The sequence below is a fragment of the Streptomyces sp. NPDC054794 genome, from assembly GCF_053611585.1.
Map to the genome: position 1 here is coordinate 100809 of NZ_JBSHAQ010000029.1, position 20356 is coordinate 121164.

Genomic DNA, 20356 nt, shown 5'->3' on the forward strand with positions numbered 1-20356 from the left:
AACCCCCTCGCACAGCTGAAGGCTGACCGACCAGTCGGTATGAAGGGGCGGAGCGTGTGACCGAGTTGAGCATCTCCACTGCGGTGGGCCTATTTGACGCGGTCGCGGCGGGCCCGCGCGAGGGCCGCCCGGTGTTGTTGCTGCACGGCTTCCCGCAGACGAGCCGGGCATGGCATCAGCAGATCACGACGCTGGCCGCGCACGGTTACCGGGTCGTGGCACCCGACCAGCGCGGGTACTCCCCCAGGGCTCGCCCCGAACGGCCCGAGGACTACCGGATCGGCGTCCTGGTCGACGACGTCGTCGCGATCACTGAAGGACTGGGCTGGGCATCGTTCGACCTGGTCGGCCATGACTGGGGAGGCGCAGTCGCGTGGTGGACCGCCCATACCCACCCCGGCCGCATACGTACCCTGACGGTTGTCTCGACCCCGCATCCCGGCGCCCTTGCCACCACTCTGCGCACCGACCCGGACCAGCGCGAACGATCACGCTACATGATCGACTGGCGCGAAACGCCCGCAACCGAAGAGCTCATGCTCGCCGACAACGCCGAGGTACTTCGCGCGATCTACGCCGGAAAGATCCCGCAGGACGGTGTCGAGGCCTACGTGCGCCACCTTTCCCAGCCGGGCGCTCTCACCGCGGCGCTGAACTGGTACCGGGCCGGCCGCCCCGACGGCGCGATCGGCGCGGTGGACGTGCCCACCCTGTATGTCTGGAGCACGGAGGACAGCGCGTTCGGCCCGGCAGCGGCGCAGGAGACCGGGCAGTGGATCAAAGGGCCGTACCGGTTCGAGACCCTCCAAGGCGTCAGCCACTGGGTCCCCGAAGAGGCGCCCGAGACACTGAGCCGCCTGCTGCTCGAACATCTGCGCGCGCACGGCGAGCACGGAACCACAGCGAACACCCGTCTGCCGAATCCCGGAAGGTGACGAGATGAAGACCGCGCGAGCAGCATGGCGCCGACTCGAACCCGTACACGGCATGATCTACTTCGCCCCCGAGGCAAGGCGGCGGTACGCGGACCTCGGACTGAGTGGACGGGCCGGGTACTTCGCTTCCCGCAGCGCCGCCTTCGGCCGAGCATCCGCTGAGCTTGTCATCGCGACCTTCTACAACTTCAACCCCGATTTGGTGCGGAAGGCGGTCCACGGGGTCTGGGACGCGACGACACCGCAGCAGGTGCTGGACGCGCGGAACGCCGCCGCGAGTGAGGCCCTGCGGCGTGCCGGGATCCACGAACTCCCCGCTTTCGATGAGGTCTTGGCGCTGACTCGCAGGGCCGCCCAGGCCGCCGGCGAGCACGCTCAAGGCCGCCCGCTGTTCGCCGCACATGCCGCGCTGCCTTGGCCGGATGAGCCCGTCCTGCAACTCTGGCACGCCCAGACGCTGCTCCGGGAGTTCCGGGGAGACGGCCATGTCGCGTGCCTGCTCACCGAGGGAGTCGGAGGCCTGGAGGCCTTGATTCTGCACGCTGTCACCGGTGACGTTCCCGTCGACTTCCTCAAGGCGAGCCGCGCATGGCCCGAGGACGAGTGGGCCGACACCAAAGAGCGGCTGCGCACGCGAGGTCTCCTCGATGGCGATTCCCTCAGCCCGGAAGGCGTACGCCTGCGTCAGCACATCGAGGACCGCACCGACCGTCTGGCCCTCCCCGCCTACGCCGCCCTGGGTGACAGCGGCTGCGAACGTCTCGCCGAACTCGCAAGCCCCTTCGGCCGCGCCGTTGTCGAAGCCGGCCTCCTCAAGGTCGGCTGAACAGGGCTTTCACCCGGGTCACTTCCCGCTTGATCCGCTCGTCAGCGCAGGCCAGGAGGATCCCGACAAGACCCAGACGAACTGATCCCCGGCGTCGACACGGCCAACAGCAAGCCATAGCCTCACACCGTGAGTGACGCTTTCGAGGCAGCAGAGGCCTTCAAGAACCGCTGCCTGAGGGTGGGCCCGCACAAACCGAACATCAGGGTCTCACTCACCCATCTGCACTACGTCGATACGGCAGACCCGACCGAGGTCTGGGGCTCCTTCATCGACGAAATTCTGCTGGACCATCTCCCACAACTGCCACACGCCTGGCCTGCCGATGCCACCGGTCTCGTCGAACGCTCCCCCGAACTCCCCGTGCGATGAGCGACAACGAAGCGAGCTTGCCCCACGTGGATGAACAGAGTGGCGGCAGGACCGTTTCAGAATGACCTGTTGCGGCAGCGGTGCCGACTGGGCATCCGCTACGGCCGTGGACCAATGGGTCGGACCTGAGCCCTGCGTGTCGGTGGCCGTGGGTATCGTCCGCGCCGTGGCATCAAGCGACCGTCTGCTCGATCTGATCCGGAACACGCCGGACGTCCACGACCTACTGCGGGCGTCCTTCGAGTTCGACCTCGAACGGAGGCAGTGCGGTGAGGGTTTGAGGCTTGCCTCAGGTGCGCAACTGGAGGTGACAGCAGGGGACTTTGCGGGTGGGGCCTACTTCCTGTGCACCGAGGCAGGTGGCTGCCGGCCAGTGGTCTTCGCGAACTCCGAAGGCGAGGGCGGCCTGATCGCCGACGACCTGGCGGACGCGCTGGAGATCATCATCGGGCTGGGATGGCAGGGCTGTCTTCGCTTCTCCGGCGGCGGCGATGTGGAGGTCATGCAGGCCTCCGCCCAGCATCTCGAAGGGTATCTGGCCAGGGACAGGCCGGAGATCGCCGAGGAACGTGCCCGCCTGGCTGCGGCTCTGTCGCTGCGCGTCCTGCCTGTCGCCGGCCTCGTCATCCGCTTGCAGGCGGCGGCCTCAAGGACCCAGCCCGACTATGTGGTGACCACCGAGGACGGGGAGGTCTACGACCCGCTGTTCGGCCAGTACTCGGAACCGCGCCAAGGTGGCTGGCGCTGAGTTGGACGGATTTCCCGCTCGCCTGACCTGCCCGTCTCGGCGCGACGGCATCCGCGACCGTGTCCGCTGGCCTCGTTCCTGATGACCTCTGGAAGCGCCGTGCCCCGCTTCTTCCCACTCGGCCTGCCGGCCACGACAAGATCATGGCCTCACGCCCAGCGATGAATCGGGCGATAGCAGCAGGTGTAGGTCTCGCGCGGGTGATGGCGCACTGCGGGGGCAGCCCGGCTGCGGCCGTGCACTATGTGGCGGGGGCCATTGCCTCCGCGCCGGAGAACCCTGACACCGGCCCAGGTGTATCCCGTCGTCGTCGGCTCCAACCTCGGCACAACGTTCACGGTGGTCTTCGCGGCGTTCGCAGGCGTCGGAGAGGACGCGAAGATCGGCCTGCAGGCAGCCTTCGTGCATCTGATCTACAACCTCTTCGCGATCGTCGTGATCTACGTGATCCCGCTCCTGCGCCCCGTGCCGCTGTTCTGCGCCGAGAACCTCGCCCGCATCACCTCCGAACACCGCTGGGTCCTCGCCGTCTACCTCGGCACCGTCTTCATCGCACTGCCTGCCCTGGTCATCGTGCTGGTGGGCGTGCTCTGAGTACGGCGTCCGACGGCTGAACCCGCCAGGAGTGCGAGCGCCCGGTCGCGCCGGGTCCGCACGGCCACGGTCGGCTTGGGGCACTTCCACAGCGGCAGGCCGTCACGATGCAGCCAGATCGTGGCGCCTGTTCGGTCGGCCAGGGCAGGCGCCGCATCGACGTGGTCGTTGTGGGCGTGGGTGCACACGATGGTGCTTCCTCCGGCGGCTACGCCATTGGGGTGCGGTCTCTTGGCCGACCCCACGGCCCCTCCGTACGCGGACGATACGTGACCGATCTACGTGGAACCACGGTTGTCACGCGTGGACGCGGCTCGGAGGCTCGTCCTCATGACTCCTCTCGCTCCCGCGTCGCCCGAGGTCACCGACCTGGCCGCCCGGAATCGGCTGGGGGCGCTCCAAGGCGTGTACGCGCCGAAGCGCCTCCGCCGGGCGGTGTTCGCCGCCCATGTCTTCAACTGCGTCATGCTCTTGCCGTTCTTCCTGGTCCCCGGTCTGCTGTACTACTGGTTCCGGATGCGCCGTTTCCCCGATTTCAGCCGGAAGCGGGCCGCCCAGCGGCTGCACCTGTTCGAGGAGGGGTTGGTCGTGCACCCGCCGTCCGGCGGCGCGCCGGTCGCTCTGCGCTGGGATTCCCTTCGCCTCCAGCAGGAGATCACCCAGCTGATCATCAACGGCCGCCCCGCGCCGACCAAATACGTCTACACGGCAAGCGCCCCCGGCCAGGGGTCGGTGCGGATCACGGAGTTCTATGAGGATCCCGACGTCTGGGGTCCGCGGATGCAGGACGCGGTGGTGCGCGCGCAGGGAGCTTCCGTACTGGAGACGCTCAGCGAGGGCGGCACGGTCGCGTTCGGGGATCTCTCGCTCTCCCGTACGGCCGTATCCGCCCCGGGGAAGGGCAGCCTGCCGTGGCCCAAAGTCTGGGAGGTCCGTTCCTCGGGCGGCCTGGTCCGCATCATGACCACCGGATCCTCGGGCGACCCCGTCCGCTGGTCCCACCATCTGACCAAGGACATCACGAACCTGTACCTGTTCCTGACGGTTGCCCACAGCTTGCGCGAGCTCCGCCGTTGAATAGATACCCACGCAGCCAGGTACGGGTCCACGACCCGTCGCGATGGGCTGCGAGTTCCCCGAACATCGACCCGGCCCCGCGTCTCAGAGGCGGCTGTACTTCTCGATGTCCTCGGTGAACTCCTCGATCGCTCGTGCGGTGAGCGTTGGCCGGGTGTCGGCAATGGCCCTCATGTAGTCCTCGGTGGTCGCCGACCGGCCCTGGCGATGCGCGACCTCATGCTCGAACGCCTGCTGCGCTCCCTTGCGGGCGGCGAACTCGATGTCGGCCGGTGTGAACAACTCGCTGGCCTTGACCAGTTGGGTGACGTCGACCGTACGGGAAGCGGCCCTGAGGTAGCGGCCCCAGATCGCTGCGCGGGCGGTCGAGTCCGGTGGGCCGATGGGGATGACATAGTCGAACCGGCCCGGCCGCAGGAAGGCCGCGTCCAGGGAGCGTACCGAGTTGGTGGCACAGGCCAGCAGCCGCGCGTCCTGCTCGCGGAAAACGGGGATGAGTTTGAGCAGTTCGTTGGTCACCCCGTGCCCTGGATCGACTGCCTTGCCCGATCTGACGCCGGCGATCTCCTCGACCTCGTCGATGAAGAGCACCACCGATTCCAGCTCCGCCAGATCCGCGAATGCCTCACGCAGCGCCGCGGCCAGTCCCTCGGTGGTGTCGGCCGCTAGCCGGGAGGGGAAGAGCTCCACGAACGGCCAGCCGAGCCGTGATGCCACCGCCTTGGCGAAGCTGGTCTTCCCTGTGCCGGGAGGTCCGAACAGGATGATTGCCTTGGGTGGGACGACACCGTAGCGGTCTGCCAGTTCCGGTTCGGTCAGCGGTAGCACCACACGCCGTTCGACCACCTGCTTCTCACGCTCCATGCCGGCCATGGTGTCCCAGAGTCCCTGAGGCAACATGCGGCCGCCCAATGCCTCAAGGAGTCCGGCGTGGGCGGTCTCGGGCGGCTCCAGCTTCTCGTAGTAGATGAGGTCGTCGCGGAACCGGTATCCGGAGTTCTCCAGAGCCCTCGTGCCGGCGGCGTGGGCAGGAAGCAGTGCACTGACGTGGCGTATGCCCAGCGCACGCAGGCGTCGTTCCACCTCGGCGAGGAGGGCACTGCCGATGCCTTGGCGGCGCCAGCGGGACGCGAGCGCCACCAGGAGGATCCACCCTCGCTTGCCGCATGCCTGAGCCACGGCCATGCCCACCAGTTCGTCGCCGACCAAGGCGACCACCGCTGTCTGACCTGCCTTCGCCGCCGCCATCACCTCGGAGACCGGGAAGACGCGGTCTTCGTCGTCCATTCGGCTCTGGTCCCAGATCTCGATGGCCTGATCAAGATCGTCATCACGATAGTCGCGAAGATGCCATACGGGCATCGCCACCACCTCACCCGCGCCGGGACCCCCATTGTCTCCGGTGTCAGCGGCTCGCGACGAACCGAGCAGACCGGTGACAGTCCGGTGCAGAGCAAGCGATCCGCAGCACGGCGCCATGTGTTCGCGCATGGTGAGCAGGTCTTGCCGTTCCGTTACCGAGGCGTGCGGCGCGAACCGTAAGATTCCCGGCCTCTCGGCCGACGATGTCAGCGTGCCCTTTTCTGCCGCCTGATCGGCTCTCCCACCCGGTGCAGGTGGGTCAGGGCCTCGCGGTAGGAGCGGATCAGTCCGGTCTCGTGGTACGGCACCCCGATTTCGGCGCAGTAGTGCCGCACGATGACCTGGGCGCGGCGCAGATGGGGCGTGGGCATGCTCGGGAACAGGTGGTGCTCGATCTGGTAGTTGAGGCCGCCGAGCATCACGTCGGTGAACAGGCCACCCCGCACGTTGCGGGAGGTGAGGACCTGGCGCCGGAGGAAGTCGGGCCGCTCGTCACCGGTGAAGGTGGGCATACCTTTGTGGTTCGGGGCAAAGGTGCAGCCGAGATACACGCCGAACAGGCTCTGGTTCAGCACCAGAAACGCCACCGCCTTGCCCGGCGAGAGGACCAGGAACAGGGCGGACAGCAGACCCGCGATGTGCAGCAGGAGCAGGGCGCCCTCCAGCGTCCGCTTCTTCATGTACGGCGAACGCAGCGCCCGCAGGCTCGAAACGTGCAGGTTGAAGCCTTCGAGGGTCAGCAACGGGAAGAACAGCAGAGCCTGGTGGCCACCGATCAGACGCGCCACACCTCGGCTGGCACGCGCCTGATCGGTCGACCACACCAGGATGTCCGGGGCGACATCGGGATCCAGGTCCTCGTGATTGGGGTTGGCGTGGTGGCGCGTGTGCTTGTTCATCCACCAGCCATAACTCATGCCCACACCCAGATTCCCGAACAGCCTGCCCATGACCTCGCTGGGCCGACGCCGCCGGAACACCTGCCGGTGCGCCAGGTCGTGCGCGAGCAGGGCGACCTGCCCGAACACAAAGGCCAAGAAGGCCGCCACGGCCAGCTGTCCCCAGGTGTCACCCAGAACGAAGAAGGCTCCCCACCCTGCCGCGTACAGTCCGACCACCAGGCCGATGCGTGCTGCGTAGTAGCCAGGGCGCCGACACATCAGGCCGGCCACGGTTATCCGTTGGGCGAGCCGTGCGAAGTCGCTGCCGCCGTCGGCACCGGACCCTCTTGCGACAGCAGGAGCGGACTGGTGCGGCACGGAAACATCGAGGGAAGTCGTCATGCCCGAAGTCTCCTGTCGGCCCCGCGACCTGGAGAATCCTGCCAGCCACCCTTTGCGTGCGAGGCATTCCCCCAGGGCCACCGGGGGTTATCCCCCGGAAGCGACTGCGGTCCAGGCCCCCTGGTTCAAGTGCGGTCCGCCGTCGCCGACCGCGGCGGCCGGGCGACGGTCGGTGTGTTGCTCACGGACGTCTGGATGGTGTGTCCTGACGCCCGTGAGCCCCGGTCAGCGCACGAAGGACACGTCGAAGTAGGTGTCGGCCGGCGCCCCGACGGGCGAGAAGCACCGCACCTGGATGCCTGTGCTCGGGGTCCAGTAGTCGACCTTGCAGTACCGCGAGTCCAGGCCGTAGGCCGTCACCTGCACGTCGCCGTAGCCCAGGGCCATCCCGGGGGTCCATACGCGGTAGACGCCGACGCCCTGCCGCGTGATCCGGTTGGCGTAGCCGGCGGAGTTGTACTGGTAGGCCGTCGCCGGGGTGTAGGAGGCCGTGGTCGGCTGATTCGCCCAGGCGTACGCGGCGGGCGTGGCGCGCAGGAGGCCGGTGCCGCGGGTGTAGGTCAGCGTGAACTGAGTGTCACGCGAGGACCCGCCGAACGTGAAGCAGCGGACATTGACCAGTTGGGCGGTTCCGGACGGGTACCAGTTGACCGTCTTGCAGCGTGCGAGCACATCGCCGTAGGCGGTCACCTGCACGTGTCCTGCCGCGGAGCCGATGGAGGGCAGCCGCACCGTGTACTGGCCCACGCCGCTGCGGGTGATGGTGTTGACCGACCCCGCTGAGTTGAACTGGTACGTCGGTGAGGGAGTGTAGGAGACCGCGGCCGGCTGGTTGGCCCACAGGTAGCCGAACCGGCCGCCGAGGTCGGCGGTGTTCACGAAACTCGCCGTGAAGCGGGTGTCGGCGCGGGAGCCAGAGGCCGTGTAGCACCGCACGCGCACGTCGAGCCGGTCACCGGTAGGAGTCCAGTAGGCGACGTTGCAGGAGTGACCGGTCGCTCCGTAGGCGGTGACGTGCACCGTGCCGCCCAGCGTGCCCAGTCGGGGCAGGCGCACCGTGTACTGGCCGACACCCGTGCGAACCACCGAGTTCACCGCACCGGTCGAGTTGCGGCTGTAGTAACCGGACGGCGTGTAGGGCGTGTTGAGCGGAGCGGACGGCGAGTTCGCCCAGACGTACGCGAAACCTCGTGTCGCGGCCGCGTGAGCGGTGGACGGGACGACGGCGAATACACCGACGGTCACCGCGAGCGTCATGAGGACGCGCAGGATGCGGGCCGGCCACTTTTTGGAATTTCCGTATACTCTCGTGACCATCTCTTCCTCTTTCTGTCGGAAATGGGAAAGGAGGGTGAGGGCAGCGGAGACACCGGCGATGAACCACGGTCTGAACAGCACGGAATCAGCACAGCACGGCTCGGAAATCACCTGCTGTGTCGCGGCATCGTCGCGGCAACGAAACAGCGGACCGCGCGGCCGAGATCAGTCCCCCCAAGAAACCCGCTAGATCCCCCTCAGGCGTTCAGAGAATTTCATGATTGGCGGCCGGCCAGCTACTGCTTGAATGAAGAGGACGGGACGTGAAGCAGTGCGGCAGGCGCTCGCCCCGGCTCATGAGCGCCCCCGCTACGGAGCGGACGCTGCCCACGGTTGAGCGCGTAGACGACCCACTGAACGAAGTTGCCTTCGCGAACTGATCCCGAGTTTCGCGAAGACATTGCCGAGGTGCCATTCCACCGTGCGTGGGCTGATGAACAGCTGGGCAGCGATCTCCTGGTTGGTGTGCCCGTCTCTGGCCAGCCTCGCAATTTGGGCTTCCTGGCCGGTGAGTTCGGGGTCGGCGCTAATCGTCCGCTTGCGTGCGGTCTCTCCGGTCGCCAACAGCTCCTTGCGGGCGCGCTCGGCGAATCCGTCGGCTCCGAACTGGCTGAACGCCTCGTAGGCGGACCGTAGTTGAACACGACTTTCCCGGCGGCGGTTCTGACGACGCAGCCATTCCCCGTACAGCAAGCGGGCACGGGCCAGATGGGTGTTGATACGGCAGCCTCCGAGGTGCTCGATCGCCTCTTGGTAGAGCGTCTCGGCTGCCCGGTCGTCGCTCACCAGAGCGCGCGAGCAGGTACCTACTCCCAGAGCCCATTCGGTTCCGCTCGCGCGTGTGCGCGCGGTGAGGTCGTCCATGGCCGCCGCCGCGGTCTCCGGCTGCCCGTTGCGGACAGCCGCCTCGATGAGTTCGGCCAGCGCCCACCCGAAGAAGCCCAGATCCTCGTACTGACATGCGCGCGTCGCGGCTGCCAGCGCGGCATCGTAGCGACCGAGGCCGTTGTACAGCAGTGCGGTCGCGTACTCGGCGAGGCTCAGAACGCGCCCCTCACCCCTGGCGCGTACTTCCTCGATGGTGGTCTCGATGAGATCCAGTGCCCGGGACTCATTGCCACGCCAGGCGTCGAGCACCAGTGACGTGTACATCATGGGTACGCCGCCCACCGCGTCCGAGATCGCCGTCGCCTCGTCGATCAGAGCCGCTGCCGTATCGAATTCGCCGGCATGGACGTGGGCGCACGCCTGGTAGGTCAGCACCATCGGAAGGACGGCGAGGGCCCCCGCTTCGCGGGCGGTGCGAACGGCGCCGACCGCCAGTTCGTACCACGCGTCGTCGTCCCACAGCTCAGACGCGAGAGGCTCGGACATCACGCGGAACGCCAGCCACAGCCGGCGCCGGTGCGCCTCCGTGGCGCCGGATGCCTGCTGCTGCTCCTGCTCCTGCTGGACGACGTGCAGCGCATGCCTGAGCGGGGCGACGCCGACGGCGTAGCCATCGATGATCCGGCTGACCATGCTGTCCAGGAGGACGTCGATCATCCGCGGCGGCGTCGGCGGCAATGGTCCGGCGCGGGCCGCCTCGGCCACCTCCCGGAGCCCGGCGCCCACGCTCAGACGGCCGGCGAAGATCGCCGCGCCGAGCGCTTCCAGCAGCGTGTCACGGGCGAGGGCGGCGTCGAGAGGCGCCAGCCGATGTGCCGCGTCGAGCAGGAGCCGGTGTGCGTCTCGGCCTCGTACCTGGGCGAACACCAGTCGGGCTCGCAGCCTCTCAAGTCGGGCGCGCTGCAGGTCGTCGAGAGGGCCGGCATCGGCGGCCGCCAGCAGGTTGCGGGCCTGGCCGCCGCCGGCGTCGATCGCGGCCTGCGCGGCGGCCAGTGCACGGGTGACGCGGCGTGCGGGGTCGGGCGTCAGCTCCGCGGCCCGCCGGAGGAACGAGACTGCGGCGGCGGCTCCTCCCCTGCCTTGGGCCCGGCCGGCCGAGCGTTCCAGGTCGACGGCGACGCTCTCGTCGGGCCGGGTGGCGGCGTGAGCACGGTGCCACGCACTGCGATCAGGATCGACGTGGGGATCGGTGGCTTCCGCCAGTGCCCGGTGTGCCGCCCGGCGATCCGGCGCGGACGCCCTCTGATAGATGGCCGAGCGCACCAGGGGGTGGTGGAACCGCAGCCGGGTGCCGTATTCGACGAGCCCCGCGGCCTCGGCCGGCGCTGCGGCGTCCTCCGGTATCTCCTGCAGGCCGGCTGCGCGCCACAGCAGGCATGCGTCCCCGGTCGGTTCCGCCGCTGCCGTCAGCAGGAGGCGCCGACTGTCCCGCGAAAGTGACCGGACCCGCTGGTAGAAGGCGTCCTCGATGCGGCTTGCCAACGGGCGCCCGCCGGGAAGCCAGAATCCGCCCGCCAGCTCCGCGGGCGCCTGCGGCAACTGCAGCAGGGCCATCGGATTCCCCTGGGCCTCGGCGACGATCCGGTCCCGTACCAGCGGGTCGAGCGGCACCCGGAGAGCCGAAGCCAGCAGGGCACGTGCGTCGGACTCGCCGAGGCCGTCGACGATCAGTTCCGGCAGACCGGCCAGCTCGCGATGGTCATCGGGCTCCCGCAGGGCGAAGATCAAAGCTATCCGTTCGGCCATCAACCGCCTGGCGACAAACACCAGCGCCGCCTTGGACTCCTCATCCAGCCACTGTGCATCATCGATGAGGCAAGCCAGCGGCTGGACCTCGGCGGCGCCGGCGAACAGACCGAGCGCGGCCAGGCCGACCAGGTATCGATTCGGTGCCTCGCCCTCCCGTAGTCCGAACACCACGGACAGTGCATCGCGCTGCGGCTCCGGCAGATCTGGAAGCCGCCCCAGCGTGCCCGTGAACGTGCAAAGCTGCTGAAGGCCCGCGAACGGAAGCTTCATCTCCGACTCGACGCCCGCGATGGCAGCGGTTCGGAACCCGACGGCCCGACCGGCCGCGTAGTCCAGCAAGGCGGTCTTGCCGATACCTGCCTCGCCGCGGAGGACCAGGACCGCACCGCCGCCCGCCCGCGTTGTCGCCAGTACCCGCTCCAGCGCGGCCAGCTCCCGGTCACGCCCCAGCAGTCCGACCTGAGCACCGGTGCCGGGCACGCCCATCGTCGATCTCCTACCCCGCTGCTTGACGCGTCTGCCCGCGGCCGATCGAAACGGCCGGTCGGCTCGGCCTGCTGCCCTCAGACACCACCTGACATTGCCGACACGGTGAGCCCATTCTACGAAGTTTTAGCTGCAATGAGGCTTATGAGCGGATGGCGCTCGGTGCTGCCTGATCATCGGAAATGAGCGGAAATGACTGTGCGCGCCTCCGCGTGACCCAGCGTTGCGTCGCCTCCGCCGCGACTGCGATGCCCCGGGTTCAGCCAGGGGGCGAAACCCCGGGGGTTCCCCGGGGGCGATGCACGTCGGGCCTCGGAAATGGTGGACGAGTCGGTGGCACGAGGTCACTGGCGACAGCAAGGAGATTTACATGTCCGTCAACCCCGGCACTCCGGAGATCCGGCCGTTCACGTTCGAGTTCCCCGACGCGGAGCTCGACGATCTGCGGGCGCGCATCGAGGCGGCACGGTGGCCCGAGAAGGAGACCGTCGCGGACCAGTCGCAGGGCACGCAATTGGAGACGATCAAGGAACTCGCGCGGTACTGGGCGTCGGAGTACGACTGGCGCAAGGTCGAGGCGAAGCTCAAGTCGTATCCGCAGTTCATCACGGAGATCGACGGGCTGGACATCCACTTCATCCACGTCCGCTCGAAGCACGAGAACGCCCTGCCGGTGATCGTCACGCACGGCTGGCCGGGTTCGGTCATCGAGCAGCTGAAGATCATCGAGCCGCTCACGGACCCGACGGCCCACGGTGGCGACGCCGCGGACGCCTTCCACGTGGTGATCCCGTCGATGCCGGGCTACGGCTTCTCCGGCAAGCCGACCGCGAAGGGCTGGGGCCCCGAGCGGATCGCCCGCGCCTGGGGCGAGCTGATGAAGCGACTCGGCTACACGAAGTATGTCGCGCAGGGTGGCGACTGGGGCGCGGTCGTCACGGACGTCATGGGGGTGCAGGAGCCCGAGGGTCTGGTCGGCATCCACACCAACATGCCCAAGGTGATTCCGCCCGCCATCGAGGAGGCCATCATCGCCGGCAACCCGCTGCCGTCCGACGTCGTGCTCGCCAACGACGAGGAGAAGGCGGCCGTCGAGCAGCTGGACTTCGTCTACCGGCACGTCTACTACGCCTACATGATGGGCTCACGTCCGCAGTCGCTGACCGCCTTCGCGGACTCCCCGGTCGGCCTGGCCGCCTTCCTGCTCGACCACGACAAGGCCAGTCTGGAGCTGATCTCCCGGGCCTTCGCCGGGGAGGAGGAGGGCCTGACGCGGGACGACGTCCTGGACAACATCACGCTGTTCTGGCTGACCAACACCGCGGTCTCCGCGGCCCGTCTCTACGGGGAGAACACGAGGCCGTTCTTCGGCGTGCGGGGCGTCAAGCTCCCGGTAGCCGTCAGCGTCTTCCCCGACGAGCTGTACCAGGCGCCGAAGAGCTGGGCCGAGCAGGCCTACCCGAACCTCGTCCACTACAACAGGCTGCCCAAGGGCGGCCACTTCGCCGCCTGGGAGCAGCCGGAGCTCTTGGTGAACGAGATCCGTACGGGCTTCCGCACCCTGCGGTAGACGAACACGCCGGACGCCTGCAGAGGCGCCAGGCCGACGGGGCGGTCAAGCGGCCCAACTCCCGCTTGGCCGCCCCGTACTCCTTCGTGTCCCGGGATACACCGTCAGTCGGCGCTCATCGCCAACTCCTCTGCCTTCCTGGCTCCCCCGCGACCCGGTGCGGTGTTCAGTACTGCTCGGTCTCCATGAAACCCGTGCCCCCGTTGTCGTCCGCGTCGAAGGCGGCAGCGGTCGGGTCGAATCCGGGCGGGCTGTCCTTGAGGGCCAGGCCCATGCCGGCCAGCTTCGCCTTGACCTCGTCGATCGACTTCGCACCGAAGTTGCGAATGTCGAGGAGGTCGGCCTCGGAGCGCGCCAGAAGCTCGCCCACCGAGTGGACGCCCTCACGCTTGAGGCAGTTGTACGACCGAACGGTGAGCTCCAGCTCCTCGATCGGCAGCGCCATGTCGGCGGCCAGGGCGGCGTCCGTCGGGGACGGACCCATGTCGATGCCCTCGGCGTCGATGTTCAGCTCACGGGCGAGACCGAACAGCTCGACCAGCGTCTTGCCGGCCGACGCCATGGCGTCGCGCGGACGCATGGCCTGCTTCGTCTCGACGTCGACGATCAGCTTGTCGAAGTCGGTGCGCTGCTCGACACGGGTCGCCTCGACCTTGTACGTGACCTTGAGCACCGGGCTGTAGATCGAGTCGACCGGGACACGGCCGATCTCCTGGCCCACCTGCTTGTTCTGCACGGCGGAGACGTAGCCGCGACCGCGCTCGACGGTCAGCTCCATCTCCAGCTTGCCCTTGCCGTTGAGCGTGGCGAGGACCAGGTCGGGGTTGTGCACCTCGACACCGGCCGGGGGCGCGATGTCGGCGGCGGTGACCAGACCCGGACCCTGCTTGCGCAGGTACATCACGACCGGCTCGTCGTGCTCCGAGGAGACGACCAGCTGCTTGATGTTGAGGATCAGGTCGGTGACGTCCTCCTTGACGCCCGGCACGGTGGTGAACTCGTGCAGGACACCGTCGATGCGGATGCTGGTGACAGCGGAACCCGGGATCGACGACAGGAGAGTACGACGGAGAGAGTTGCCGAGGGTATAGCCGAAGCCCGGCTCCAGCGGCTCGATCACGAACCGGGAGCGGAACTCATCGACGACCTCTTCGGTCAACGAAGGACGCTGAGCGATCAGCACGAGGTATTGCCTCCAGTGTTTGGCGCCCGCTATGTGACGCCGTAGACAACACGAAGCGTACGGGCGGTTCGACCTTCTATGAAGCCGAACCGCCCGACCCCGCCCGTTTGCCGACCGATCGGCAGGCACAGAACGTGCCAAATGAAGTCCAACGGTCAACCATTCTTGCCCCCGGAACCACCAGCACGGTTCGTGGCGCATACTGGGGGGCGATGACAAAGCCCGCTGCACCGAAGCGTCATTTGCCCACCAGCCCCTTCAGGGCCCCGGTCGCCCCGGCTCCTAAGCATTTCGCCGTGGGTGACCAGGTTACGCACGACATGTACGGCCTCGGCCGGGTGATCGGCATCGAGGATGGAATCGCGGCCCTCGTGGATTTCGGCTCGGCACAAATGCGGATCTTGAGCCCATACGCCAAGATGACCAAGCTGTAGGACCGCCGTGCCCGGTCACGGCACGCCAGGCCCCTCCTGGGACCTGTAACGAAAGGGAGACCTCCCATCGATCCGACGCCGCTGTTCTCCGCCCTGGAAGGGCAACCCCGCCGCGCCGCTGCAGCATCGCCGCATCCGACGACAAACCCCTTCCAGGCCCCGGACTTCGGGGAAGACGACAGCTTCCTGCCCGAGGACGTACAGGTGCCCGCTTCGGGCAAGCGTCCCGCGCGACCCAAGGCGGCCTAGCTCCCGCGAGTACGGCGCTTTCGACAACTGACCGCGGGCCGTCTCCGGTACCGCGGGAGGGTTACGTCCTGGGCTACCTCTGCCCTGGCCGGCAGTCGGCTCGGCGTGTCCGGACTGCGGCCGCTCCTCGGGCCGGGTGCACGTCGCGGATCAAAAGGCTGGCCAGCCAACCTGCCGCAGGAACTCGGCCTTCGGTTCGGGCACGACGTGCCGGCGCCGCCTGGCCGAGTGGACCGAGGCCGGCGTGTGGCCCCGGTTGCACGAGGTGCTCCTCGCCGAGCTCCGCGATGCGAACGCTTCGGACTTCTCCCGGGAGGTCGGTCGACGGCTCCCTCATCCGGGCTTTGAAGGGGGAGCCAAGACCGGACGAAGCCCTGTCGATCGGGACAGGACGGGCAGCAAACACACTTGATCACCGATGCCATGGGCATCCCGCTCGCCACCACCCTGACCGGCGGCAACCGCAACGACGTCACCCAGCTCATCCCACTCCTCCAGGCCGTGCCGCCAGTGCGGGATAAGCGGGGCCGGCCCCGGCGCCACCCGGACGTGGTACCCGGCGACCGCGGCTACGACCACGACAAGTACCGCCGGCTTGTCCGGGGCCTCGGTGTGAAGCCGCTGATCGCCCGCCCCGAATCGAGCATGGCTCCGGCCTGGGAAAGCAACGCTGGGTCGTGGAGCGCCCATTCGCTCACCTGCATTGGTTCTGCCGCCTGCGGATCCGCCGGGAGATCCGCGACGACATCCACGAAGCGTTCCTCGCCCTCGGATGCGCACTCATCTGCTGGCGGCGACTGCGCGCTCTGGTGACCGATGCCGTGGGCTAGTCAGCCACCGCTAGCCGGTTGAGAACTTCCTTGGGGGTGAGGCTCCAGCCGACCAGGCGCGGCCCGCTCCAGTTGATGCCGATCACGAGTCCATCCCGGGCGGCATCGGGCAGTACGCGATCGCACCAGGTGTCCGAGGGCATGGACTCAACGCGGAGTCCATGCCCCCAGATCTTCGCTGCCCTCTGGGCGCGGGGCGAGGTCGACCAGAAGGGGAGACTTCGCGTGCCGTCCGCGGAGAGGTGAGTCGGGCTTCCGTCGTCATCCCGGACAAGCCAGACCACTCTGCTTTGGCGGACGTCTCGGAAGAACGCCGCCGCTTGCGAACCGCTCTGACTCATGGCCACCGAGCCTACAGCTCCCCAACACTCATTTCGTTAGGAGTTCTTAAGTCCCACTCCTGATCGATGAGTTCACGAACCCCAGGTGCCTACGACGCCGGGGCCGGCTGAACGGCTTGCTTCAGCTTGCCGCTGAGTTGCCAGACGACGGCGGCGGACAGGGCGGCAGCGCAGACGTACAGGAGATCGCTTTCCATGACCTGCTGCAGGGCCTGGCTGGTCTGGCCGGCAGTGTGTGCGTGCTTCAGGGCGGACAGGGCGTCGGTGCCCGTGACGCCCGCGGCGAGGACGGAGAGCCACCAGAAGGTGAGCAGGGGATGGCCGCGCTCACGCCGCGACGCCGGCCGGGAGGCGGCCCACAGGTCGTTGACGAACATCTTCAGCACGAACAGGTCGGCAATCGGGACCACCCAGCCGAAGAACAACCAGCAACGGCTGCGACGCTGCCCCTCGGGCCAGACCAGCTCCGCGAGGTCGCGCATGCGGGACATCCAGACGCTGAAGACCACCACCGTCACGAGGGTGGCACCGTTCCACCAGCCCCTCAGATTCCCGAACCAGATGTCGGCGTTGAGCAGCGGCAGTACCTCGCTGCCGTCCGGTTGAGCCGGCAGAGGCGGTGCCTGCAACACTTGGTACTTGTGCCACGCCGCTACCCCCGTCGCCACAGTCAGCGTTGCGTACGCGGCGAGCACACCGCACGTCCATCGCGTCAGCCCGCCCAGCGCCCCGGCAGCCCTGCCCACCCCGCACCTCCTGGAAGCCGCCTGTTTGGAAGTTCCCGCAGGTCGGCGGGGGATCGTAACCTCGCAGGGATACGAAAGTCACGGCCCGCCGTGGAGGGCGTCGACTAACCACTCATGCAGGTATGACCCCGTTTCCCTGCCGAGGATTCGGAAACCCGGACCACGTCACCAGCGCTCCGGCACCGCTTCTTCGGACGACGGCGGCCACCGGAGCCCCTCACGGCGGATCAGCAGTCACTCAGACTGCCGCTCCGCCTCCGCACCCACCACATCACGGTGCGCCCTGCCAGCCCGGCGCTCTCAAGGCCACCCGGCCCCAGCCGCTCAGAGCCGAGAGGAGCGAGGCATGATCCACTCAGCCGATATCCGCGAGTGGCGCAACCGCGACGTGCTCGATCCCAGGGGACGCAAGATCGGAGCCCTGGAAGCGGTGTACGTGGACACCACCACCGACGTGCCGGCCATGGTCACCGTCCGTACCGGACTTCCGACCCGGCACCGACTCGTCTTCGTGCCCCTCGACGAGGCAACCCTCGGCCCCGGATACGTGAAGGTGGCGCACTCACGAGGGCTGGTGCGGAAGGCGCCGTCCATGGGCGTGGATGACGTCCTGCCGGTCGAGCGGGAAGAAGAGGTCTTCAAACACTACGACAGGCCCTACGAGCCTGGCGCTGGACACGGGCGTCGCCTCGCGCGCCGCTGACCAGCTTCCATCGCCAGAGTGTCGAAGCCTGGCCAGATCCCTCGTCACTGCGGGGCTCATCACCCGCAGCGCAGGCCGGAGGATGTGCTCATCATGGCCCTTTTCCTGTTCCTGATCCTCGTGGCCATCGTCCTGGGACTCATCGGCGCGGTGGTGCACGGGCTGACCTATCTCTTGATCATCGGCATCGTGGTCTTCGTGGCGGACCTGGTCCTCTTCGGTAGGCGCTGGTCCCGGCGCTCTCATCGACACCTCGTCCGGTGATGCCGCCGAGCGCCCATTCCTGGTCGCGTTCGCCGAACGGCGGCGCCGTGGTTCGGTCTACCTGTGGTCCTGAGCGGGTGCGAACCGCTTGATGTAGGAATCCACAGCCGCCGTCTCGATCTGGTCGACGCCCGGGAGCGCGCCGAGACGGTCGGTGACGTACGCGTACAGGTCGTTGGTGTCGCGGCAGACGAGGACCGCGAGGAGGTTGTGGCGACCGGTGATCGCGGCGACGTGCGCGGTCTCGGCGTCCGCGGCCAGCTGCGCCGCCACCGCCGCGACCTGCGACGGGGCCACCGAGAGCCAGAGCAGGCACTGGGCCGTGTACCCGTACCTCCCGCTCGCACGCCCGTAGACCACTGGGGTGACCTGGTCGCCTCTGCACCTGGTCCAAGCGGGGCAGGACCGGGCGGAACGGTCGTCGAGCCGGGCACGGCCGGTTCGGACTACATCAGGGCCACGACCATGCCGATCAACCCGATGGCGATCAACACGACAACGGCCATGATCACGACGAGGGAGACGGGTCCCCAGGCCTTGGGTGCGGCGGGCTCGTGCTGGGAGATTCCCGCCGTGGTACTCCCCTCAGCGGGCGGGGTAGGGACAGGGGGCACCTTGCGCCCGACGGGCGAGGTTCCGTGCGCGGACCAGGTACGGGGGTCGGGTGTTGTCATGATCTGCACTCCGTTGATCCAAAACCATGGGGGGCGCCCGCCAGCGCCTGAGCATGTGATCGCGTGATCGCGTGCCAGGAGCCGGGAATCACCCTCGGGAGTGGCGCCACAGTGAGCGCGACCGCCGGCTTTCGAGTTCCCGGAGCGACGCTTCTGCAATCGCCGAGCAAAGTGATTCCGCGGCTCTGGCCCGCAGGACTGCGAGCGGTCCGCCTGAAGCCCGGCGCCGACGTCACCGTGACCACGGCCCGGCGTGAGCACGGCCCGGCTCCGCCGCGTCATCAAGACGATCAAGAGAATCAGAGTGCCGATGGCACCGATTCGAGGCGTGCCATGATGGGCGCATGGGACGTCCAAGGACCAAGTTGGCCCCGAAGACGCCGGCCACGACACGTGGTCGGCGTACTCGCGAAGGGCTGATTCTTGCTGGTCGGGAGGTCCTGGAGCGTCAGGGTTGGGCAGGTTTCAGCCCTGAGGCCGTGGCGCAGGTGGCGGGCGTTTCGTACGGGACGTTCTATACGTACTTCGAATCCAAGGAAGACCTGCTGCACACCGTTCTCCGCTCGGTCGCCGGTGAGATGTTCACGTCGAGCCTGGTCCCGCCGGACACCACGGACCACCCCTATACGCGGCTCGTGGAGTCGAACCGTCGCTATCTGCGGGCCTGGAACCAGGCGTCGAAGGTGGTGCGGATCGTGGAGCAGGGGGCGGTCGCGGACGAGGGGCTGCGGCAGATGGTTCTTGAGATCCGGGAGCTCTACGTGAGCCGTAGTACGGAGGGCATCAGGCGACTGCAGGAAGCAGGCCTGGCGAATCCGAGTCTGGATGCCAGGCTGACGGCCATCGCGCTGGGCTCGATGGTCGAACAGGTCGGCCATGTGCTCGACACGCTCGCCGAGGCATTCGACGAGGACGCGGTCGTCGACCACCTGTCTCGACTGTGGGCCGCCGCGATCGGGCTCCGCGGCGCGCCGGATGAGGACTGGGCCGGCGTCGCCTCTGCCGTGGGCGGGTCGGCGTCGAGCCGAGCAACGCGGCGGCTCCAAGGATTCGAGGCCGCAGCAGGCGGTCGAGTGCTGTCGCGCGTCCGGTAACACGGGGCAGGGTCCAGGAGATCCCCGATGCGGATCGTCCAGTAGGCCCCATGGCCTGTCTCGCCCGCGATCCGCGGCTGGCCTACGGCCGGATGACCGGCTGGCGCCACGACGGGCCGCTGTGCGCCACTGCGGGCCACGAGTTGGCCACCGAGTGCGCCGTCACCCGAGCCTTCCTGGACCGCTGCATCGAGGAGCACGCCAATGGTTCGCTGGATGCCGTCCATGCCTCCATGGTGAAGTGGTGGGCGACCGAGCAGCAGAAGCGGGTGGCCGGCCGCTGCCTGCAACTGCACGGCGGATACGGCTACATGACGGAGTACCCGATCGCCAAGGCGTTCACCGACGGCCGCATCCGGACCATCTACGGCGGCACGACCGAGATCATGAAGGAGATCATCGGCCGCTCGCTGCTCGCCTGACTCTGCCCTCAGGTCCTGCACGGCAACGAGCCGATCGGCCCGGTCGGCGGCCTGATCCGGGAGGTCCAGGCGCGCCGTCCCGGGCTTGATCCGGCTGTGATCCACGACGTCGACGATCGTGTCCCGGGTGATGGTGTAGCCGATCAATCGGTCGTCGTGTTGGTGGTGTTGGGTAGTGCGGGGGCGCTGTCGGGGCGCTCGGGGTAGAG

The 20356-nt window shown here is 68.0% G+C and carries 20 protein-coding genes and 3 pseudogenes; 13 read left to right on the top strand and 10 right to left on the bottom strand.

Annotated elements, in window-relative coordinates:
• Positions 1-56 precede the first annotated feature (56 nt).
• The 5 genes from ACWGKT_RS28260 (at position 57) to ACWGKT_RS28280 (ending at position 3475) form a co-directional block, all read left to right on the top strand.
• On the top strand, positions 57-935 hold the full coding sequence (locus ACWGKT_RS28260) for an alpha/beta fold hydrolase (protein WP_453275930.1): 879 nt from the start codon (positions 57-59) through the stop codon (positions 933-935).
• Positions 936-939: 4 nt separating this feature from the next.
• Complete coding sequence (locus ACWGKT_RS28265) at positions 940-1761, top strand: SCO6745 family protein (protein WP_453275931.1); 822 nt, start codon at positions 940-942, stop codon at positions 1759-1761.
• Between the two features lie 129 nt (positions 1762-1890).
• Entirely contained in the window at positions 1891-2133 is a 243-nt protein-coding gene (locus tag ACWGKT_RS28270; RefSeq protein WP_453275932.1) for a hypothetical protein, read from the top strand.
• 106 nt (positions 2134-2239) lie between these two features.
• Positions 2240-2881 carry a hypothetical protein gene (locus tag ACWGKT_RS28275; protein ID WP_453275933.1) on the top strand — a complete coding sequence of 214 codons (642 nt, stop codon included), beginning with the start codon at positions 2240-2242 and terminating at the stop codon, positions 2879-2881.
• A 294-nt stretch (positions 2882-3175) separates the two neighbouring features.
• Entirely contained in the window at positions 3176-3475 is a 300-nt protein-coding gene (locus ACWGKT_RS28280) for a hypothetical protein (protein WP_453275934.1), read from the top strand.
• Between the two features lie 71 nt (positions 3476-3546).
• Here ACWGKT_RS28280 and ACWGKT_RS28285 read toward each other — a convergent pair.
• Positions 3547-3672: pseudogene (locus tag ACWGKT_RS28285) on the bottom strand (MBL fold metallo-hydrolase); the annotation flags it as partial.
• Between the two features lie 133 nt (positions 3673-3805).
• On the opposite strand from ACWGKT_RS28285, the gene ACWGKT_RS28290 reads away from it, so the two are divergent.
• On the top strand, positions 3806-4552 hold the full coding sequence (locus tag ACWGKT_RS28290; protein ID WP_453275935.1) for a DUF6585 family protein: 747 nt from the start codon (positions 3806-3808) through the stop codon (positions 4550-4552).
• Positions 4553-4636: 84 nt separating this feature from the next.
• On the opposite strand, the gene ACWGKT_RS28295 is transcribed toward ACWGKT_RS28290, so the two are convergent.
• The 4 genes from ACWGKT_RS28295 to ACWGKT_RS28310 form a co-directional block, all read right to left on the bottom strand.
• The gene (locus tag ACWGKT_RS28295) at positions 4637-5923 is read right to left on the bottom strand and encodes an ATP-binding protein (protein WP_453275951.1); all 1287 of its coding nucleotides are present in this window, start codon (positions 5921-5923) and stop codon (positions 4637-4639) included.
• Positions 5924-6120: 197 nt separating this feature from the next.
• Positions 6121-7197 (bottom strand): fatty acid desaturase family protein, encoded by a 1077-nt coding sequence (locus ACWGKT_RS28300; protein WP_453275936.1) that lies wholly within the window; start codon positions 7195-7197, stop codon positions 6121-6123.
• A 225-nt stretch (positions 7198-7422) separates the two neighbouring features.
• Entirely contained in the window at positions 7423-8514 is a 1092-nt protein-coding gene (locus ACWGKT_RS28305) for a hypothetical protein (RefSeq protein ID WP_453275937.1), read from the bottom strand.
• 309 nt (positions 8515-8823) lie between these two features.
• The gene (locus tag ACWGKT_RS28310) at positions 8824-11637 is read right to left on the bottom strand and encodes an AAA family ATPase (protein ID WP_453275938.1); all 2814 of its coding nucleotides are present in this window, start codon (positions 11635-11637) and stop codon (positions 8824-8826) included.
• Positions 11638-12007: 370 nt separating this feature from the next.
• Here ACWGKT_RS28310 and ACWGKT_RS28315 point away from each other — a divergent pair, with 370 nt between their 5' ends.
• Positions 12008-13207: an epoxide hydrolase family protein gene (locus ACWGKT_RS28315; protein WP_453275939.1), complete on the top strand. Its 1200-nt coding sequence runs from the start codon at positions 12008-12010 to the stop codon at positions 13205-13207.
• Positions 13208-13373: 166 nt separating this feature from the next.
• Here ACWGKT_RS28315 and ACWGKT_RS28320 read toward each other — a convergent pair whose 3' ends face one another.
• Positions 13374-14390: a DNA-directed RNA polymerase subunit alpha gene (locus tag ACWGKT_RS28320; protein ID WP_453275940.1), complete on the bottom strand. Its 1017-nt coding sequence runs from the start codon at positions 14388-14390 to the stop codon at positions 13374-13376.
• Between the two features lie 212 nt (positions 14391-14602).
• On the opposite strand from ACWGKT_RS28320, the gene ACWGKT_RS28325 reads away from it, so the two are divergent.
• Positions 14603-14824 (top strand): CarD family transcriptional regulator, encoded by a 222-nt coding sequence (locus tag ACWGKT_RS28325; protein WP_235456865.1) that lies wholly within the window; start codon positions 14603-14605, stop codon positions 14822-14824.
• Positions 14825-15269: 445 nt separating this feature from the next.
• Positions 15270-15903 (top strand): annotated as a pseudogene (locus tag ACWGKT_RS28330) (IS5 family transposase); the annotation flags it as partial.
• Here ACWGKT_RS28330 and ACWGKT_RS28335 read toward each other — a convergent pair.
• Positions 15900-16244: a DUF2750 domain-containing protein gene (locus ACWGKT_RS28335; protein WP_453275941.1), complete on the bottom strand. Its 345-nt coding sequence runs from the start codon at positions 16242-16244 to the stop codon at positions 15900-15902. The pseudogene ACWGKT_RS28330 and the gene ACWGKT_RS28335 overlap by 4 nt on opposite strands.
• Positions 16245-16333: 89 nt before the next feature.
• Entirely contained in the window at positions 16334-16939 is a 606-nt protein-coding gene (locus ACWGKT_RS28340) for a DUF4328 domain-containing protein (protein ID WP_453275942.1), read from the bottom strand.
• Between the two features lie 397 nt (positions 16940-17336).
• On the opposite strand from ACWGKT_RS28340, the gene ACWGKT_RS28345 reads away from it, so the two are divergent.
• Both ACWGKT_RS28345 and ACWGKT_RS28350 read left to right on the top strand, forming a co-directional pair.
• Complete coding sequence (locus ACWGKT_RS28345; RefSeq protein WP_235456870.1) at positions 17337-17693, top strand: PRC-barrel domain-containing protein; 357 nt, start codon at positions 17337-17339, stop codon at positions 17691-17693.
• Between the two features lie 93 nt (positions 17694-17786).
• Positions 17787-17957, top strand: coding sequence for a hypothetical protein (locus ACWGKT_RS28350; RefSeq protein ID WP_356155761.1), 171 nt, complete (start codon positions 17787-17789; stop codon positions 17955-17957).
• 57 nt (positions 17958-18014) lie between these two features.
• On the opposite strand, the gene ACWGKT_RS28355 is transcribed toward ACWGKT_RS28350, so the two are convergent.
• Complete coding sequence (locus ACWGKT_RS28355; protein ID WP_453275943.1) at positions 18015-18317, bottom strand: Lrp/AsnC ligand binding domain-containing protein; 303 nt, start codon at positions 18315-18317, stop codon at positions 18015-18017.
• Between the two features lie 86 nt (positions 18318-18403).
• Complete coding sequence (locus ACWGKT_RS28360; RefSeq protein WP_453275944.1) at positions 18404-18631, bottom strand: DUF6480 family protein; 228 nt, start codon at positions 18629-18631, stop codon at positions 18404-18406.
• A gap of 344 nt (positions 18632-18975) precedes the next feature.
• On the opposite strand from ACWGKT_RS28360, the gene ACWGKT_RS28365 reads away from it, so the two are divergent.
• Positions 18976-19725, top strand: a complete 750-nt coding sequence (locus ACWGKT_RS28365; protein WP_453275945.1) for a TetR/AcrR family transcriptional regulator — start codon at positions 18976-18978, stop codon at positions 19723-19725.
• A gap of 140 nt (positions 19726-19865) precedes the next feature.
• Positions 19866-20147, top strand: a pseudogene (locus ACWGKT_RS28370) (acyl-CoA dehydrogenase family protein); the annotation flags it as partial.
• Positions 20148-20356: the final 209 nt, after the last annotated feature.

What these genes read in the sequence shown, in the direction of transcription:
- ACWGKT_RS28335 (WP_453275941.1), bottom strand. Translation starts at nt 16,244, where the DNA reads ATGAGTCAGAGCGGTTCGCAAGCGGCGGCGTTCTTCCGAGACGTCCGC.
- ACWGKT_RS28300 (WP_453275936.1), bottom strand. Translation starts at nt 7,197, where the DNA reads ATGACGACTTCCCTCGATGTTTCCGTGCCGCACCAGTCCGCTCCTGCT.
- ACWGKT_RS28290 (WP_453275935.1), top strand. Translation starts at nt 3,806, where the DNA reads ATGACTCCTCTCGCTCCCGCGTCGCCCGAGGTCACCGACCTGGCCGCC.
- ACWGKT_RS28305 (WP_453275937.1), bottom strand. Translation starts at nt 8,514, where the DNA reads ATGGTCACGAGAGTATACGGAAATTCCAAAAAGTGGCCGGCCCGCATC.
- ACWGKT_RS28265 (WP_453275931.1), top strand. Translation starts at nt 940, where the DNA reads ATGAAGACCGCGCGAGCAGCATGGCGCCGACTCGAACCCGTACACGGC.
- ACWGKT_RS28350 (WP_356155761.1), top strand. Translation starts at nt 17,787, where the DNA reads ATGGCCCTTTTCCTGTTCCTGATCCTCGTGGCCATCGTCCTGGGACTC.
- ACWGKT_RS28315 (WP_453275939.1), top strand. Translation starts at nt 12,008, where the DNA reads ATGTCCGTCAACCCCGGCACTCCGGAGATCCGGCCGTTCACGTTCGAG.
- ACWGKT_RS28325 (WP_235456865.1), top strand. Translation starts at nt 14,603, where the DNA reads ATGACAAAGCCCGCTGCACCGAAGCGTCATTTGCCCACCAGCCCCTTC.
- ACWGKT_RS28345 (WP_235456870.1), top strand. Translation starts at nt 17,337, where the DNA reads ATGATCCACTCAGCCGATATCCGCGAGTGGCGCAACCGCGACGTGCTC.
- ACWGKT_RS28360 (WP_453275944.1), bottom strand. Translation starts at nt 18,631, where the DNA reads ATGACAACACCCGACCCCCGTACCTGGTCCGCGCACGGAACCTCGCCC.
- ACWGKT_RS28365 (WP_453275945.1), top strand. Translation starts at nt 18,976, where the DNA reads ATGGGACGTCCAAGGACCAAGTTGGCCCCGAAGACGCCGGCCACGACA.
- ACWGKT_RS28310 (WP_453275938.1), bottom strand. Translation starts at nt 11,637, where the DNA reads ATGGGCGTGCCCGGCACCGGTGCTCAGGTCGGACTGCTGGGGCGTGAC.